This window comes from Paramesorhizobium salinisoli (assembly GCF_003335045.1).
Taxonomy (GTDB): domain Bacteria; phylum Pseudomonadota; class Alphaproteobacteria; order Rhizobiales; family Rhizobiaceae; genus Paramesorhizobium; species Paramesorhizobium salinisoli.
Window position 1 is genome coordinate 177034 of sequence record NZ_QOZG01000002.1, and the last position, 17046, is coordinate 194079.

Sequence of the window (17046 nt, forward strand, 5' to 3'; positions counted from 1 at the left end):
CCCGTTGAGAGTGTCCCGAAAGGAGCCGGCATGGATTTGAGCGGAGAGGAGCGGATCGCCGCCCCGCGCATAGCGGTGTGGCAGGCGTTGAACGATATAGAGACGTTGAAAGCCTCGATCCCGGGCTGCGAATCACTGGAAAGACGCTCCGCGACCGAGATCGACGCAGCGCTCGCCATGAGGCTCGGCCCGCTGAAGGTGAGGTTCTATGGCGAGCTGGCACTCTCCAATCTCAATCCGCCGATCTCCTATACCATCTCGGGCGCGGGCAAGGGCAGCATCGCCGGCTTCGTCCATGGCAGTGCCGATGTGGTGCTGATCGAGGACGGCGACGAAACGCTGCTGACTTATGCAATCAGGGGCGATGCCGGTGGCACGATAGCGCAGCTCGGTACAAGGCTTATCAGTTCAAGCGCGCGGAAGCTGGCGGATCGGTTCTTCGCCAACATCGGCAAGGCGGCCAGCCATGGCCAATTTCAGACCTGACGGAAACCTTCCCGCCCATTATTGACCAGATGATAAAAAATTTGACCTTCTGAAAAAATATGTCATCCTGCCCATAACCGACAAGGCGAAGAATATCGCTACCGGGAACAGAGTTCAGCGTATCGGGGAACCACGCGGCTCAAGCAATGGGAGATGTATCTCATGGCCTCAACAGAACCGGCATCAACGGCACCGGTAACACCAGGAGCCGCCTTTGAAACAGAGGCTCCGAATATCAGAGCGGGCAGGCTCGATCCTGCCGCCTATATCGATGTCTTCGACGATCTGCATCCGCCGCTGACACGGCACGAGGCCTTTGTCGAGGCGGATCGCTGCTATTTCTGCTACGATGCGCCCTGCATGGACGCCTGCCCGACCGGCATCGACATTCCCCTCTTTATCCGCCAGATCGCCGCCGACAATCCGACGGGTTCGGCCAAGACAATCCTGGCCGAAAATATTCTCGGCGGCATGTGCGCCCGCGTGTGCCCCACCGAAACGCTGTGCGAGCAGGCCTGCGTGCGCGAAATGGCGGAAGGCAAGCCGGTGAAGATCGGCCTCTTGCAGCGCTACGCGACCGACCACCTGATGGCGGAAGGCGGGCATCCCTTCACCCGCGCCGCCCCGACGGGCAAGCATGTCGCCGTTGTCGGCGCCGGCCCCGCCGGGCTGTCGGCGGCGCATCGTCTTGCGAAGCACGGCCATGATGTGACGATATTCGAGGCGCGGCCAAAAGGCGGCGGCCTCAACGAATATGGCATCGCCGCCTACAAGACCGTCGACGATTTCGCCCAGAGGGAACTGGATTTCATCCTGCAGATCGGCGGCATCACCATCGAGAACGGAAAGACTCTCGGCCGCGATATCAGCATAGAGGCGCTGAACGCCGGCTATGACGCGGTGTTCCTCGGCATGGGCCTGCCCGATGTCAACGATCTTGGCCTTGAAGGCGAGGACGCCGAGGGCTGCATCGATGCCGTCGAATATATCGCGGCGCTCCGCCAGAGCGACAATCTTTCCACGCTTCCCGTGGGCCGCGACGTGGTGGTGATCGGCGGCGGCATGACCGCCATCGACATCGCCATCCAGATCAAGCTGCTCGGAGCGGAGAACGTCACCATTGCCTACCGGCGCGGGCGCGAAAGCATGAACGCCAGCGCCTATGAGCAGGAACTGGCGCAGACACATGGCGTCGTCATCCGCCACTGGCTGCAACCGAAAGCGGTGAAGCGCAATGAAGCGGGCGCCATCTGCGGCATCGAGCTGGAATATACCGCTCAGCCGGATGGGAAGCTCGTCGGCACGGGCGAAACGCTGACGCTCCCTGCAGACCAGGTGTTCAAGGCGATCGGCCAGGCTTTCACAGCCCATCCCCTCGCCGGTTCAGGCATCGGGCTGGCAAAAGGCCGCATCAGCGTCGATGCGGAACGCCGCACCTCCATCGACGGCATATGGGCCGGTGGCGATTGCGTGGCGGGCGGCCAGGATTTGACGGTGGCCTCCGTGCAGGACGGCAAGCTTGCAGCGGAATCCATTCACCGCGCATTGATGCGGATTCCCGACCGGATGGACGGCTTTGCCGAAGCGGTGCTCGCCGGAGGCGGGGCTGGTCAGGCAAGCCAGATGCCTCATCAAAGTCCTTCGGCCGATCCCTCGGCTCCTCCACAGGCGCGCTGAACAAGCGGACAAGGATCACTGCCATGGCTGATCTCTCAAGCAATTTCCTCGGTATCAAGTCTCCCAACCCGTTCTGGCTCGCTTCCGCGCCGCCGACCGACAAGGCCTATAATGTCGAGCGCGCCTTCAAGGCGGGATGGGGCGGCGTCGTCTGGAAGACATTGGGCGAACAGGGCCCGCCGGTCGTCAATGTCAACGGGCCGCGCTATGGCGCGATCCACGGACCGGACCGCAGGCTGCTCGGCCTCAACAATATCGAGCTCATCACCGACCGGCCGCTAGATGTAAACTTGCGGGAAATGAAGGAGGTGAAGATGCGCTGGCCCGACCGCGCGCTGATCGCCTCGATCATGGTGCCCTGCGAGGAGAGCGCGTGGAAGGCGATCCTCCCGCTGGTCGAGGAAACGGGGGCTGATGGCATCGAGCTCAATTTCGGCTGTCCGCATGGCATGAGCGAGCGCGGCATGGGCGCGGCGGTTGGCCAAGTGCCGGAATATATCGAGATGGTGGTGCGCTGGTGCAAGCAATATACGCGCATGCCCGTCATCACCAAGCTCACGCCCAATATCGCCGATATTCGCAAGCCCGCGCGTGCGGCGCAGGCCGGTGGCACGGATGCGGTGTCGCTGATCAATACGATCAACTCCATCGTCTCGGTCGATCTCGACGATTTCGCGCCCATCCCCTCGATCGACGGGCGTGGCTCGCATGGCGGCTATTGCGGCCCCGCCGTCAAGCCGATCGCGCTCAACATGGTGGCGGAAATCGCCCGCGACCCGGAAACGCGCGGTTTGCCGATCTCCGGCATCGGCGGCATCACCACCTGGCGCGACGCCGCCGAATTCATCGCGCTTGGCTGCGGCAATGTGCAGGTCTGCACCGCCGCAATGACCTATGGCTTCAAGGTCGTGCAGGAAATGATCGACGGCCTCTCGGACTGGATGGACCGCAAGGGCTTCCGCTCCATCGAGGAATTCCAGGGCATGGCGGTGCCGAACGTCACCGACTGGCAGTACCTCAACCTGAACTATGTCACGAAGGCGCGGATCGACCAGGATCTCTGCATCAAATGCGGGCGCTGCCACATCGCCTGCGAGGACACCTCGCACCAGGCGATCACAGCGACGATCAACGGCGCGCGGCATTTCGAGGTTATCGACGAGGAGTGCGTCGGCTGCAATCTGTGCGTCAATGTCTGCCCCGTCGAGGATTGCATCACCATGGAAACGATTGCAGGTATTGATCCGCGCACGAAGGCGCCGATCCATCCCGACTATGCCAACTGGACGACACATCCGAACAACCCGATGGCGAAAATGGCTGCGGAATGAATTGCCGGGAACCAGGTTTTAATCGCGCGGCTTGATCCCGTTGAGAATGATGCTGATCACGGCCTGTGCCGTCTGCTCGTGGAAGCCGGGGCGACTGACCTGCGAGCCGAGAATGGCGCGCACCTGCACATCGAAATCCGCGTAATGCTGGGTCGTCGCCCAGATCATGAAGATGAGATGATAGGGATCGACGGGGCTGAGCTTCTTTTCATCCACCCAGCGGCGGATGATGGCGGCCTTCTCGTCGACGAGCTTTTTCAGATGACCCTTGAGAAAATCGGAGATAGCCGGCGCGCCATGCAGGATTTCATTGGCGAAGAGGCGGGAAGCCTCCGGCCTCTCCTCCGACATCTTCAGCTTGAGCGTGATGTATTTGCGCAGTTCCTCGACCGGATCGCCGGCGGGGTCGATATCATCCAGCGGACGCAGCCATTCCTCCAGCGTATCCTCGAGAACCGTCACATAGATGTTCTGCTTGCGCGGAAAATAATAGAGCAGATTGGGCTTCGACATGCCCGCCTTCGCGGCGATCTGGTCGATGGTCGAGCCGCGAAATCCATAGGCCGAAAAGACCTCCAGCGCGGCATCGAGAATGATGCGCCGGTTGATGCCCTGGATGCGGGTCGTGCCCTCCGGTCGCTCGCCGTTTTTTCCCTTGACCGCTGTGGCCATTTGAAACCTTTCGATCGACTTTGAATCGACGGGGGCACCTGCGAAAGCGCTTGACCGCATCCCACCGCTCTTCTAGCCTGCATTTTGACCAAGTAGTCAAGTTTTGATTGCCGCCGCCGCCAAGCGGCAGGTCACGGGAACATAACAAACCACAGCGGTTAAAAAAGGCCGCAACCAGGAGGCAGGGCGCATGTCGGTTTCGGCATCGAGCACCAAACAATTCGGCGCGTTCCGGATGCCGTTCCCGGCCAGCCGCGCGTTCAAGCAGAGCCTCCACCTTCTCGCCAGAGACATGCGCTCGCTCTCGGCCATTCTCAAGACGCTTTCATAGAACCAGCCGCAAAGGCACGGAGGGAATTCGACCATGGCAGTCACGGCCAATTTCATGGGCAATCTCAGGATCAACAGCGATCGCCTCTGGGAAAGCCTGATGGAGATGGCGAAGATCGGGCCCGGTCTGCGCGGCGGCAACAACCGCCAGACGCTGACCGATGCGGATGCGGAAGGACGCCGTCTCTTCAAGACCTGGTGCGAGTCGGCCGGCATGACGATCGGCGTCGACAAGATGGGCACCATGTTCGCCACCCGCCCTGGCACCGATGCGGACGCGCTGCCCGTGTATATCGGCAGCCATCTCGACACGCAGCCGACGGGCGGAAAATATGACGGCGTTCTGGGCGTCCTTGGCGGGCTTGAAGTGGTGCGGACGCTGAACGATCTCGGCATCAGGACGAAGCACCCGATCGTCGTCACCAACTGGACCAATGAGGAAGGCGCGCGCTTCGCCCCCGCCATGCTCGCCTCCGGCGTTTTCGCCGGCGTCCACACGCTCGACTATGCCTATGCCCGCACAGACCCCGAGGGAAAGACCTTCGGCGAGGAGCTGAAGCGCATTGATTGGATTGGCGACGAGGAAGTCGGCGCGCGCAAGATGCACGCCTATCTCGAATATCACATCGAGCAGGGGCCGATCCTCGAGGCGGAGAACAAGCAGATCGGCGTTGTCACCCATTGCCAGGGCCTCTGGTGGCTGGAGGTGACGCTGACCGGCAAGGAGGCGCATACCGGCTCGACGCCGATGAACTTGCGTGTCAATGCGGGGCTCGCTATGGCCCGTATCCTCGAAATGGTGCAGACGGTGGCCATGGAAAACCAGCCCGGCGCCGTCGGCGGCGTCGGGCAGATGTTCTTCTCGCCCAATTCGCGCAACGTGCTGCCGGGCAAGGTGGTGTTCACCATCGACATCCGCACGCCTGATCAGGCGAAGCTCGACCGCATGCGGGCCAGGATCGAGGCCGAGGCGCCTGCGATTGCCGAAACGCTCGGCGTCGGCTGTTCGATCGAGGCGGTCGGGCATTTCGATCCCGTCACTTTCGACCCGGTGCTGGTCGGCCGCGTCCGCGATGCGGCGGAGAGACTAGGCTACACTCACATGAACCTCATTTCCGGCGCCGGCCACGACGCCTGCTGGGCGGCCAGGGTTGCGCCGGCGACGATGATCATGTGCCCCTGCGTCGATGGCCTCAGCCACAATGAGGACGAGGAGATTTCCAAGGAATGGGCGGCGGCGGGAGCCGATGTGCTGCTTCATGCGGCAGTCGAAACGGCGGAGATCGTGGAGTAGTCAACAGCCTGTTCGGCACAAGACCAAAAAGGGGAACGAACAAATGGCGACAAAAGTCATCAAGGGCGGCACGATCATCGCCGCCGACCGCAGCTACAAGGCGGATGTGCTGATCGACGGCGAGACGATCGCGGCGATCGGCGACAATCTCTCAGGCGACGAGGTGATTGACGCGACCGGCTGCTATCTGATGCCTGGGGGCATAGATCCCCACACCCATCTGCAGATGCCCTTCATGGGCACCTATTCCTCCGACGATTTCGACACGGGCACGGCGGCGGCGCTGGCCGGCGGCACGACCATGGTGGTCGATTTCGTGCTGCCTGGTTCGGAAGGCGGACTGCTCGATGCGCTGCAAGAATGGTTCCAGAAGGCGGGCAAGGCGCGCACCGACTATTCCTTCCACATGGCGATTACCGGCTGGAACAAGCAGATCTTCGACGAGATGCCCGAGGTGGTGGCGCGCGGGATCAACACGTTCAAGCATTTCATGGCCTATAAGGGCGCGCTGATGGTGAATGATGACGAGATGTTCGCCTCTTTCCAGCGCTGCGCCGAAATCGGCGCCATGCCGCTGGTGCACGCCGAGAACGGCGATGTCGTCGCGCATCTCCAGCAGAAGCTGCTGGCGGAAGGCAATAACGGCCCGGAGGCGCATGCCTATTCCCGCCCGCCGGAGGTGGAGGGCGAGGCCACTAACCGCGCCATCATGATCGCTGACCAGGCGGGCGTGCCGCTCTATGTGGTGCATGTCTCCTGCGAGGAGAGCCACGAGGCGATCCGGCGGGCCCGGCAGAAGGGCATGCGGGTCTTCGGCGAGCCGCTGATCCAGCATCTGGTGCTCGACGAAAGCGAATACAAAAACGAGGACTGGGACTATGCGGCGCGGCGCGTGATGTCGCCGCCGTTCCGCGACAAGCGGCATCAGGATGGGCTATGGGCGGGGCTTGCCGCCGGCAGCCTGCAGGTGGTGGCGACCGACCATTGCGCCTTCACGACCGAGCAGAAGCGCTTCGGGCTCGGCGATTTTACCAGGATCCCCAACGGCACCGGCGGGCTCGAAGACCGGCTCCCGGTGCTATGGACCAAGGGCGTGCGCACTGGCCGCCTGACGCCGAACGAGTTCGTAGCCGTCACCTCTACCAACATCGCCCGCATCCTCAATATTTATCCCAAAAAGGGCGCGATCCTGCCGGGATCGGATGCGGATATCGTCATATGGGACCCGGAAGCGAAGAAGACGATCTCGGCCGGGACGCAGAAATCGGCGATCGACTACAATGTCTTCGAAGGAATCGAATTGACGGGGCTGCCGCGCATGACACTATCGCGGGGGCGCATCGCCTACAGGGATGGCGAGGTTCTGGCGGAAGCCGGGGACGGCCGTTTCGTCGAGCGCGAGCCGCACGCAGCCGTCAATCGCGCGCTCTCGACCTGGAAGGAACTGGTGGCGCCGCGCAAGGTCGAACGCAAGCCCGAACATATGCCGGCCGGAGTCTGAAGAGGGTCTGATGAATGTCGCTGCCGCAATCAAGCAAGAACCACATATGAACGCCGCCGCTTCCGACCTCAGCCCCGATGGGCCGGTGATCGATGCGCGCGGGTTGTCGCTCGTCTTCCAGACCGGAGATGGCCCGGTCCACGCACTTTCCGATATCGCTCTCACGGTCGAGCGCGGCGAGTTCGTCTCCTTCATCGGCCCGTCAGGCTGCGGCAAGACCACGCTCCTTCGCGTCATCGCCGATCTGGAGCAGCCGACATCGGGTACGATCACCGTCAATGGTGTGACGCCAGAGGAAGCGCGCAGGAAGCGCGCCTATGGCTATGTCTTCCAGGCCGCGGCGCTCTATCCCTGGCGGACGATCGCCGCCAATATCTCGCTGCCGCTCGAGGTGATGGGCATCGCCAAGGCGGAACGCACCGCGCTAATCGAGAAGAACCTCGCGCTGGTCAATCTCACCGGCTTCGGCAAAAAATATCCCTGGCAGCTCTCAGGTGGCATGCAGCAGCGCGCCTCCATTGCCCGGGCGCTTTCCTTCGATCCCGACATGCTTCTCATGGACGAGCCGTTCGGCGCGCTGGACGAGATTGTCCGCGATCATCTCAACGAGCAGCTTCTGAAGCTATGGGCGAAGACGCGCAAAACGGTGATCTTCGTCACACACTCCATCCCCGAAGCGGTGTTCCTCTCGACCAGGATCGTGGTGATGAGCCCCCGTCCCGGCCGTATCCATGAGATCATCGATTGCAATCTCGGGCCCGACCGTCCGCTAGAAATCCGCGAGACACCGGAATTTCTGAAGATCGCCCATCGCGTGCGTGAGGGGCTGAGGCTGGGGCATAGCTATGAGCAGTAGGGTGGTGCGAGACATTACCCCCCTCTGCCCTGCCGGGCATCTCCCCCACAAGGGGGGAGATTGGCTGAAACGACCCTCTATGTTCGTCCTGCGACGCTTGCGATTGATGCCTAACATCTATGAAAGAGTAATCTCCCTCCTTGAGGGGGAGATGCCCGGCAGGGCAGAGGGGGGTAGAGACGCTCGCCGAGCTCTGCAGTTTATGGGGGGTGAAAAATGACCTTCCTGCGCGACAAGCTTTTCCCGGTCACGACCGTTCTCCTCATCATTCTTGCGCTCTGGTATTTGCTGGCGATATTCCTCAACGCGCCTTTCGAGCGTGACCAGGCGCAGCGTAGCGGGACACAACTTTCTACCAGTCAGCTCATCGCCAATACCATGCACCAGGAGCGGCCGGTTCTGCCCGCCCCGCATCAGGTGGCGGAGGAAATCCGCAAGACGGTCTTCGACGTCAGGCCGACCTCGAAGCGCAGCCTCGTCTATCATGGCGGGGTGACGCTTTCCTCGACGCTTCTCGGCTTCGTCATGGGGACGCTGCTCGGCATTCTGCTAGCAGTTGGCATTGTCCATTCCCGCACGCTCGACAAGAGCCTGATGCCGTGGATCATCGCCTCGCAAACAATTCCCATCCTGGCCGTCGCGCCGATGATCATCGTGGTCCTGAATGCGGTCGGCATGACCGGGCTGCTACCGAAGGCGATGATCTCGACCTATCTGTCGTTCTTCCCCGTCGCGGTCGGCATGGTGAAGGGCCTGCGCTCGCCCGAGATCATGCATCTCGACCTGATGCGCACCTACAGCGCCTCGGCAAGCCAGGTGTTCTGGAAATTGCGCTGGCCGGCAGCACTCCCCTACCTCTTCACCTCCATGAAGATCGCCGTCGCCATCAGCCTCGTCGGCGCCATCGTCGGCGAATTGCCGACCGGCGCGGTGGCGGGGTTGGGCGCACGGCTCCTCGCCGGCTCCTATTACGGCCAGACGGTGCAGATATGGGCCGCGCTGATCGCCGCATCGCTGATGGCCGCCGTCCTCGTGGCACTGGTCGGGCTTGCCGCCCATGTGGTCAACCGGCGGATGGGCCTGCAGGCCAGCGAGGCAAGGCGATGATCAAGCCACTGCTTCTCGTCATCGCCGTCTGGCTCGTCGCATGGTTTTCCGTGAAAAGCCTTGCCGGCTTGCGGCTTGCCTCACCGCGTGGACAACGGCTTGTCGATATCGCCATTCCCATTCTCTTCGGCGTCTGGCTGCTGGTGCTGTGGGAACTGGTCGTACGCGCCTTTGGCATCCCGTCCGTGCTGCTGCCGGCCCCTTCGATGATATGGGCCCGCATTATCTCCTCCGTTCCGACGCTCTGGGCCGATTTCCGCCAGACATACCTGAAGGCCGTCGTCGCCGGCTATGTGCTTGGCTGCGGCTCAGGCTTCATCACTGCCATCATCGTTGACCGGGTGCCGTTCCTGCGCAAAGGATTGCTGCCGATCGGCAATCTGGTTGCGGCGCTTCCCGTCGTCGGCATCGCGCCGATCATGGTGATGTGGTTCGGCTTCGACTGGCCGTCCAAGGCGGCGGTCGTCATCATCATGACCTTTTTCCCGATGCTGGTGAACACGGTGGCGGGGCTCGCGGCCTCGGGGCACATGGAGAGCGACCTGATGCGTACCTATGGCTCCAGCTATTGGCAGACGCTCTTGAAGCTCAGGCTCCCCGCTGCGATGCCGTTCATCTTCAACGCGTTGAAGATCAATTCGACGCTGGCGCTGATCGGCGCAATCGTGGCGGAGTTCTTCGGCACACCGATCGTCGGCATGGGCTTCCGCATCTCGGCGGAGATCGGACGGATGAATGTCGACATGGTCTGGGCCGAAATCTTCGTCGCCGCCCTTGCCGGCTCGCTTTCTTACGGGCTGATCGCGCTTGTCGAACGCGCCGTCACATTCTGGCATCCATCGTACAGAAATTAGATACGGACTCCACCCGCATAAGGCGGAGCCGCCAACCAGAGGAGAACCGCAATGAAAAGAACGATCGCATTATCGCTCGGGGTCGCCATGTCGCTCATGGCCGGTAGCACAGCGCTCGCAGCCGACAAGCTGACGCTGCAGCTCAAATGGGTGACGCAGGGCCAGTTCGCCGGCTATTACGTCGCCAAGGACAAGGGGTTCTACGAGGCGGAAGGGCTCGATGTCGAGATCAAGCCCGGCGGCCCGGATGTCGCCCCGCCGCAGGTCATCGCCGGCGGCGGGGCCGACGTAATCGTCGACTGGATGCCATCAGCGCTTGCCACGCGCGAAAAGGGCGTGCCGCTCGTCAACATCGCCCAGCCATTCAAGCGTTCCGGCATGATGCTGACCTGCCGCAAGGAAACCGGCATCACCAAGCCCGAGGACTTCAAGGGCAAGACGCTCGGCGTCTGGTTCGGCGGCAATGAATATCCGTTCCTCTCCTGGATGAACCATCTCGGCATCAAGACCGATGGCGGGCCGGAGGGTGTAACCGTCCTCAAGCAGGGTTTCAACGTCGATCCGCTGATCCAGAAGCAGGCCGACTGCATCTCCACCATGACCTACAACGAATATTGGCAGGTGATCGACGCCGGCATCCCGGAAGACCAGCTCGTCGTCTTCAAATATGAGGACCAGGGCGTGGCAACGCTGGAGGACGGTCTTTATGTCCTCGAAAAGAGCCTCGACGATCCGGCCATGGTCGACAAGCTCGCCCGCTTCGTCAAAGCCTCGATTCAGGGCTGGGACTATACCCGCAAAAATCCGGATGAGGCGGCGGAGATCGTCCTGGAAAACGATGCTTCCGGCGCGCAGACTGAAAAGCACCAGAAGCGGATGGTGAGCGAAATCAACAAGTTGACCGAAGGCTCCAACGGCAGACTGGACACCGGCGCGGCGGATCGCACGGTAGAAACACTGATGAGCGGCGGCTCCGATCCCGTCATCACCAAGAAGCCTGAGGGCGCCTGGACCACCAAGGTAATGGAAGCGATCAAGTAGGCTTCGCAGCCCGCCAGCTAACACCGGCGAGACAGCGAGCCCCTCCGGCCTGCCGGCCAGAGGGGCTCGCGATTCAATCAACGCGCTACCTATTCCGCCGGCGCAGGCCTTCCCGCAGCCTGCTCCAACTCGCGCTGCAGGCGGGCGTGTTCCTCGGCCTTCGGTTTGGTGAAACGGCCAAGCAGGAGATAGGCAACGGGCGTTACGTAGAGCGTTGCGATGGTGGCGAGGCCGAGGCCGCCGACAATGACCCAGCCAAGCGCGACGCGCGCCTCAGCGCCGGCGCCGCTCGCCAGCACCAGCGGCACGCCGCCGAGCACGGCGCAGATCATGGTCATCGTCACCGGACGCAGGCGGATATTCGCCGCCTCCTCGACCGCCTCGCGCACGCTCAACCCCTTGTCACGCAGCTGGTCGGCGAATTCGACGATGAGAATGCCGTTCTTGGCCATGATGCCGACGAGGAGGACCAGGCCGATCTGGCTGTAGACGTTGAGGCTCGTTCCGGTCATCAGCATGGCGAAGACGGCGCAGCCCAGACCAAGCGGCACGGTGGCCATGACGATGAGCGCACTGACGAAGCTTTCGAACTGTGCCGCCAGGACCAGCAGGATGATGATGATGGCGAAGCCGAAAGTGATCGCCAGCCCTCTGGAGGTTTCGTCCAGCGTTTGTGCTTCAGCCAGCGGAATGATGCGCGCGCCCGCAGGCAGGAAAGGCGCTGCGATTCCCTGCGCCACCTCATAGGCATTGCCGAGCGCGAAGTCTGGCCTGAGACCTGAAGTGATCGCGACGGAGCGCAGCCGCTGTTCGCGGTTGAGCTGCGGCGGCACGGCCTTTTCGACTACCGTGGCGATGGACGACATCGGCACATAGCGACCGTCGCCCGTCTTCATGAAAATGTTTTCAAGATCGGTCGGGTCATTGATCGGGTTGGTGGTAGAGACCAGTTTGACGTCGAAACTGCGGTCGCCGATATAGACCGAGCCGATCTTGCGCCCGTCGAGGACGGACTGGATGGCGTTGGCCAAGCCGGTGATATCGATGCCGAGATCGGAAGCGCGTTCGCGGTTGATATCGACTGCGAGCTGCGGCTGCGTCGGCTCGACCGACAAGCGCGGCTGCTGGAAACGGGGATCCTTTTCCATCGCCGCCACGACATTCTGGGCGGCTGTCTGCAGCTTCTCGTAATCGTTGCCGACGATCGCGAATTGCAGCCCGTTGCCCGCGCCGCGAATGCCGAGGCTGTTTGGCTGAGCGGTAAAAATCCGCACGCCGGTGACGACTTTCAGCCTTTGGGTCACATCGGCCATGATCTGCTGCTGATTGCGCGTGCGTTCACCCCAGGGAGCGAGCGTCAGCACGATGATGCCGTTATTCGATGATCCGCCAGTGCCGGCAATGGCATAGGTATTCTGGATCTCACCGGAATCCCTCAGCGGCTGCAACAACGCCTCGATCTCGTCGATCTGGCTCATCAGGAATTCGATGCTGATGCCCTGCGGCCCGTTAAGGCGCAGAAGCGCGACGGCGCGATCCTCGGTCGGCGTCAGCTCCTGGCGGATAAGCCCATACGCGCCATAGGATATTGCCGCGAAGAGGATCGCGACGATGACAACGACGAAGGGAGCCGAAAGGCAGGCGTGAAGGCTCCGGCGATAAAAGGTAGCGAGCAATCCGCCGAACCGGCGCAAAACACCCGGCGAATGGTTGATATCCTGATGGTGCGCCGCCGCTTCCGTCAGGAAACGGGAAGCGAGCATCGGACAGAGCGTGAGCGCGACGACTGAAGACAACAGAACCGCAATCGCCAGCACAAAGCCGAATTCGCGGAACAAGCCGCCCGTCTGGCCCGGAAGGAACGAGATGGGTACAAATACTGCGGCGAGCGTCAGCGTCGTAGCGATGACGGCGAAGAATACCTCCTGCGTTCCCAGGACAGCCGCGGCGCGCGGCCCCATGCCCTGGTTACGCCGACGCACGATGTTTTCGAGCACGACAATGGCGTCATCGACAACGAGCCCCGTGGCCAGCACCAGTGCGAGCAGTGTCAGGATATTGACTGAAAAGCCCGTGAGATAGATGGCGGCGATCGTGCCGATCAGCGCGACCGGCATGGAAATAGCGGGAATGAGTGTCGCGCGGATATCCCACAGAAACAGGAATATGATCGCGATCACGATGAAGACCGAGGCGATCAGGGCGATCTCGACCTCATGAATCGCGCCGTTGATAAAATTGGCGTCATCGCTGGTGACGCGGATCGTTACGCCCGGCGGCAGGTGCTCCTGCAATTGCGCGACGGCGGCACGGACGCCTTTTGAAATATCGAGCGTATTGGATTGCGCTTGGCGGATGATGCCGAGGCCGACGGCCGTGTTGCCATTGGCGCTCACGGCGGAGGTTTCGATATCCGGCCCCAGCGTCACATTGGCGACATCGCCAAGCTTCGTGCGGTTGTTGATGAAGATATTCTCGAAGGCTTGCGGCGTGGTGAGCGTCGCGGCGGCGCGCACGACGATCGACTGATCATTGCTCCTCAGCGATCCCGCGGGTGTGTCGAGCGCCATGGTGGAAAGGGCATTGGAGACGTCGGCGATGGTGAGGCCGTAACTGGCGAGCTTTGCCTGATCGATATCGATCCGGAAGATCTTGTCGCGGTCGCCATTGATCTGCACGTCGGCAACACCCGGCACCGCAGCCAGCACGTCCTGGATCTGATCCTCGACCAGGACGGTCATATCCTGGATCGACATGGAATTCGAAGTGACGGCGAGACGCATCACCGGATCGGCATTGGCGTCGGCCTTGATGATTTGCGAGGCATCCGCTTCCGCGGGGAGATCGTTGGCGACGCGCGAGATCGCGTCGCGCATGTCGGCGGCGGCGACGTTCAAATCCACGCCGTCATTGAACTCGACGGTCACACGGCTCTGCCCGAACGACGAGGCCGATGAGATCGACTTGACGCCCGAGACGCGCGCCACGGCGTTTTCCAGCACCTGCGTTAGCTCCCGGTCGATTGTTTCGGCCGACGCGCCGTCGAACTGGGTGCGGATCGTCACAACTGGACGATCGACATCGGGAAGTTCGCGGATATCGACGCCGGTGAAGGCGGCAAGGCCGGCAACGACGATAAGAACGTTGAGAACAAAAGCCAAAACCGGGCGGCGGATGAAAAGCGCGGTGAAGCCGCCTTCGTTGGAAACCGAGGGGGAATGGTCGCTCATCGCGGGCTCATCCGGCGTTGTCGATCGGGGTGGCGAAAGGCTCCGTCTGCTCACCGGCGGGGGGCGTGCTGTCCTGCGTGATCTTGACCGGGTTGCCGGCGCGCACGCTCTGGACGCCCTGTGTGACGATCATGTCACCCGCCCGCAATTGGGCATCGACCAGAATGCTTGTGGTGTTGCGCTGGATGATGCGCACTGGAACCTTTTCGGCCAGGCCGTCGACGATTCGCCAGACGAAAGCGCCCTCCGCGCTCCACTGCAAGGCCAGCGGGTCAACGGCGGGATAAGTATCGCCCGGGAAGTGGATCGTCACCTCAAACGACATGCCTGCGCGCAGCATATCCTTCGCGTTGGCTATGCCGGCGCGCACGCGCAGTGTCCGGCTCGCCTCGTCGACCATGTTATCGACGGCGCTGATCTTGCCTTCGAATATTTGTCCCGGCATGGCAAGCGCGGTCGCGGTGAGCGGCAGGCCTATCTTGATCTGCGGGGCGTAACGTTCGGGCACCCAGATATCAATCAGGATCTGCGAGCGATCATCGATGGTGGCGATCGATGTCTGCGGGCTGACGAAATTGCCGGCATTGACCGGCAGAATGCCGATGACACCGGAGATCGGCGCGGTGACAGTCCGGCGGCTGAGCGCGAGGCTTGCCTCCTCCGAAGCAAGCTTGGCATTGGCGACGGAAAGCTCCGCATCGACCACCTGCACCTGCGTCACTGTATTGGTTGCCCGCAGCGTCGTGACGCGGCGCAACGTATTCTGGGCATCCTGCAGGGCGATCTGCGCCTTGTCGGCGGCGATCTGCTCGTTTTCGGCATCAAGCTGGGCAATCGGCTCCCCCTCCTTCACCCGCGCGCCGGCCTTGACCAGAAGCTTGGTCATCATCCCGCCAGTATAGGGCGTCACGGAAACTGTCTCCAGCGCGCGGCCTGTGCCGATGGCGGTCAGCCGGTTGTTGATCGTTTCGTTCTCGGCGGGGCGGGCGACGACGAGTGTGGCGGCCTGCGAGCCTCCACTGGATCCGCCGCCATTTTGCCGGCTCGCCGCGCTCTGCGGCGCAGGCTTCACCTCAGCGGGTAGCCAGTCGATGCCGGCGCGCGTGAGCACTTCATTTGCGCCGGGATAAAAATAGGCCCAGCCGGCAAACGCAGCCAGCAGGAGAAACATCGTCAGGACAATCTGCTTCCAGACTTTCATCCGGCACTCCGGTTATGGGAACATATGTGGGAACGCAACGCGTCACCACATGTCTTGGCGCCACCGATCATACTCCCAAACATCGCAAGGACATATGTGGCAACTGGCGGGGGAATTAACAGAATCTGATCGACATCCATCAAAGGTGCGGCCTTTCCGATCGGTCGTAACCTCAGGTGAGAGATTCAAATCACTTTGCTGTGATGGGCACTTTGACGATTGCAGTCAGGCGCGTCCAATTAAATTTATGTAATCAAATAACCCAAGCGTGAAGAAGCCTCTTGATATTGCTCATATAGTATGACTTTTAAACGCGCAATGCTAATGGACATCCTTCGAAGGGATGAACCCGTGGAATTGGGAGGGTATTTTGAATCTGGTTCAACTGATCAACGAAAAAGGTAAACGGCAGGTCGCGGCGCGGACAAAGGACGGCTTCTTCATCGTTCGACGTACGCGCTCGGTGCTCGAGCTTGCCCATGCGGCCGTCGAAGGCGAAACCACGATTGCCGCCGCCGCCGAAGCGCGCGGGCTAGGCAAAGCCGTCGACGTGGATGCAGCCTATGACGAAGGGCGCCTCCTATCGCCGATCGACGCACCCGATGCAGCGCATATCCATCTCACCGGAACCGGCCTGACGCATCTCGGCTCCGCCGCGACGCGCGATGCAATGCACAAGAAGGCTTCGGCGCAGAAGGACGAGAATCTCACCGATTCCATGAAGATGTTCCAGATGGGGCTCGAAGCGGGCAAGCCTGAAAAGGGCAAGGTCGGCGTGCAGCCCGAATGGTTCTACAAGGGCAATGGCACGATGCTGGTCGCTCCGGGCGCGGCACTCCTGTCGCCTTCTTTCGCCGACGATGGCGGCGAGGAACCCGAGATCGCCGGCATCTATCTCATCGGCCCGGACGGCACGCCCTTCCGCCTCGGTTTCGCGCTTGCCAATGAATTTTCCGACCACATCATGGAGCGGGTCAACTATCTCTACCTCGCCCATTCCAAGCTGCGCCCATGCTCCATCGGGCCCGAGCTGCGGACAGGCAAACTGCCGGACCATATCAACGGCACCTCGCGCATCTTGCGCAAGGGCAAGACGCTGTGGGAAAAGCCATTCCTGTCAGGCGAGGACAACATGTCCCACACAATCGCCAATCTGGAATACCATCATTTCAAATATGAGGTTTTCCGCCAACCGGGCGACATCCACATCCACATGTTCGGAACCGCGACCCTTTCCTTCGCCGACAGCATCCGCACCGAGCCGGGCGACGTGTTCGAGATCGAAGCCGGGGATTTCGGCCTGCCGCTGCGCAATCCGCTGCGCAATTCCAAGGCGGAGAAAGTGAAGATCAAGGCGCTCTGAGCTGAAAGGCATCCAGAGATGCCGTTGAAAACGTGAATCCCTGTGACAAGCATGGGGATTCATGCCTCACCATTCAGGCCGTGCGGAGTGTATCTGCCGATAA

14 protein-coding genes are annotated in these 17046 nt (G+C 61.7%); 11 read left to right on the plus strand and 3 right to left on the minus strand.

Features of this window, described 5'->3' with window-relative positions; all coding sequences use genetic code 11:
- Positions 1-30 precede the first annotated feature (30 nt).
- The 3 genes from DUT91_RS04385 to preA all read left to right on the plus strand — a co-directional run bounded on the left by DUT91_RS04385 (position 31) and on the right by preA (position 3494).
- Positions 31-486 carry an SRPBCC family protein gene (locus tag DUT91_RS04385; RefSeq protein WP_114439167.1) on the plus strand — a complete coding sequence of 152 codons (456 nt, stop codon included), beginning with the start codon at positions 31-33 and terminating at the stop codon, positions 484-486.
- Positions 487-648: 162 nt separating this feature from the next.
- Positions 649-2163 (plus strand): NAD(P)-dependent oxidoreductase, encoded by a 1515-nt coding sequence (locus DUT91_RS04390; RefSeq protein ID WP_114439168.1) that lies wholly within the window; start codon positions 649-651, stop codon positions 2161-2163.
- A 23-nt stretch (positions 2164-2186) separates the two neighbouring features.
- Positions 2187-3494, plus strand: a complete 1308-nt coding sequence (gene preA / locus DUT91_RS04395; RefSeq protein WP_114439169.1) for an NAD-dependent dihydropyrimidine dehydrogenase subunit PreA — start codon at positions 2187-2189, stop codon at positions 3492-3494.
- A gap of 18 nt (positions 3495-3512) precedes the next feature.
- On the opposite strand, the gene rutR is transcribed toward preA, so the two are convergent.
- Positions 3513-4166 carry an HTH-type transcriptional regulator RutR gene (rutR, locus tag DUT91_RS04400; protein ID WP_114439627.1) on the minus strand — a complete coding sequence of 218 codons (654 nt, stop codon included), beginning with the start codon at positions 4164-4166 and terminating at the stop codon, positions 3513-3515.
- Positions 4167-4356: 190 nt separating this feature from the next.
- Between rutR and DUT91_RS25740 the strand changes: the two genes are divergently transcribed.
- From DUT91_RS25740 to DUT91_RS04435, 7 genes are all read left to right on the plus strand, one after another.
- Complete coding sequence (locus tag DUT91_RS25740) at positions 4357-4497, plus strand: hypothetical protein (protein WP_160113622.1); 141 nt, start codon at positions 4357-4359, stop codon at positions 4495-4497.
- 33 nt (positions 4498-4530) lie between these two features.
- Positions 4531-5790 (plus strand): Zn-dependent hydrolase, encoded by a 1260-nt coding sequence (locus tag DUT91_RS04405; protein WP_245419549.1) that lies wholly within the window; start codon positions 4531-4533, stop codon positions 5788-5790.
- 43 nt (positions 5791-5833) lie between these two features.
- A complete protein-coding gene (hydA, locus tag DUT91_RS04410) occupies positions 5834-7291 on the plus strand; it encodes a dihydropyrimidinase (protein ID WP_114439170.1) in 1458 nt (485 codons plus the stop codon).
- Between the two features lie 46 nt (positions 7292-7337).
- The gene (locus DUT91_RS04415; RefSeq protein WP_114439629.1) at positions 7338-8147 is read left to right on the plus strand and encodes an ABC transporter ATP-binding protein; all 810 of its coding nucleotides are present in this window, start codon (positions 7338-7340) and stop codon (positions 8145-8147) included.
- 216 nt (positions 8148-8363) lie between these two features.
- Entirely contained in the window at positions 8364-9254 is an 891-nt protein-coding gene (locus DUT91_RS04425) for an ABC transporter permease (protein WP_114439171.1), read from the plus strand.
- Positions 9251-10108 carry an ABC transporter permease gene (locus tag DUT91_RS04430; RefSeq protein WP_114439172.1) on the plus strand — a complete coding sequence of 286 codons (858 nt, stop codon included), beginning with the start codon at positions 9251-9253 and terminating at the stop codon, positions 10106-10108. Before DUT91_RS04425 ends, DUT91_RS04430 begins: the two co-directional genes overlap by 4 nt.
- Before the next feature lie 51 nt (positions 10109-10159).
- Positions 10160-11149: an ABC transporter substrate-binding protein gene (locus tag DUT91_RS04435; protein WP_114439173.1), complete on the plus strand. Its 990-nt coding sequence runs from the start codon at positions 10160-10162 to the stop codon at positions 11147-11149.
- Between the two features lie 89 nt (positions 11150-11238).
- Here DUT91_RS04435 and DUT91_RS04440 read toward each other — a convergent pair whose 3' ends face one another.
- Positions 11239-14379, minus strand: a complete 3141-nt coding sequence (locus DUT91_RS04440) for an efflux RND transporter permease subunit (RefSeq protein WP_114439174.1) — start codon at positions 14377-14379, stop codon at positions 11239-11241.
- Positions 14380-14386: 7 nt separating this feature from the next.
- The gene (locus DUT91_RS04445) at positions 14387-15580 is read right to left on the minus strand and encodes an efflux RND transporter periplasmic adaptor subunit (RefSeq protein ID WP_114439175.1); all 1194 of its coding nucleotides are present in this window, start codon (positions 15578-15580) and stop codon (positions 14387-14389) included.
- Positions 15581-15950: 370 nt separating this feature from the next.
- On the opposite strand from DUT91_RS04445, the gene araD1 reads away from it, so the two are divergent.
- On the plus strand, positions 15951-16943 hold the full coding sequence (araD1, locus tag DUT91_RS04450) for an AraD1 family protein (RefSeq protein ID WP_114439176.1): 993 nt from the start codon (positions 15951-15953) through the stop codon (positions 16941-16943).
- The last annotated feature ends 103 nt before the right edge of the window (positions 16944-17046 follow it).

Coding starts and splice junctions, on each gene's coding strand:
- DUT91_RS04385 (WP_114439167.1), top strand. CDS start 31: ATGGATTTGAGCGGAGAGGAGCGGATCGCCGCCCCGCGCATAGCGGTG.
- DUT91_RS04390 (WP_114439168.1), top strand. CDS start 649: ATGGCCTCAACAGAACCGGCATCAACGGCACCGGTAACACCAGGAGCC.
- preA (WP_114439169.1), top strand. CDS start 2,187: ATGGCTGATCTCTCAAGCAATTTCCTCGGTATCAAGTCTCCCAACCCG.
- rutR (WP_114439627.1), bottom strand. CDS start 4,166: ATGGCCACAGCGGTCAAGGGAAAAAACGGCGAGCGACCGGAGGGCACG.
- DUT91_RS25740 (WP_160113622.1), top strand. CDS start 4,357: ATGTCGGTTTCGGCATCGAGCACCAAACAATTCGGCGCGTTCCGGATG.
- DUT91_RS04405 (WP_245419549.1), top strand. CDS start 4,531: ATGGCAGTCACGGCCAATTTCATGGGCAATCTCAGGATCAACAGCGAT.
- hydA (WP_114439170.1), top strand. CDS start 5,834: ATGGCGACAAAAGTCATCAAGGGCGGCACGATCATCGCCGCCGACCGC.
- DUT91_RS04415 (WP_114439629.1), top strand. CDS start 7,338: ATGAACGCCGCCGCTTCCGACCTCAGCCCCGATGGGCCGGTGATCGAT.
- DUT91_RS04425 (WP_114439171.1), top strand. CDS start 8,364: ATGACCTTCCTGCGCGACAAGCTTTTCCCGGTCACGACCGTTCTCCTC.
- DUT91_RS04430 (WP_114439172.1), top strand. CDS start 9,251: ATGATCAAGCCACTGCTTCTCGTCATCGCCGTCTGGCTCGTCGCATGG.
- DUT91_RS04435 (WP_114439173.1), top strand. CDS start 10,160: ATGAAAAGAACGATCGCATTATCGCTCGGGGTCGCCATGTCGCTCATG.
- DUT91_RS04440 (WP_114439174.1), bottom strand. CDS start 14,379: ATGAGCGACCATTCCCCCTCGGTTTCCAACGAAGGCGGCTTCACCGCG.
- DUT91_RS04445 (WP_114439175.1), bottom strand. CDS start 15,580: ATGAAAGTCTGGAAGCAGATTGTCCTGACGATGTTTCTCCTGCTGGCT.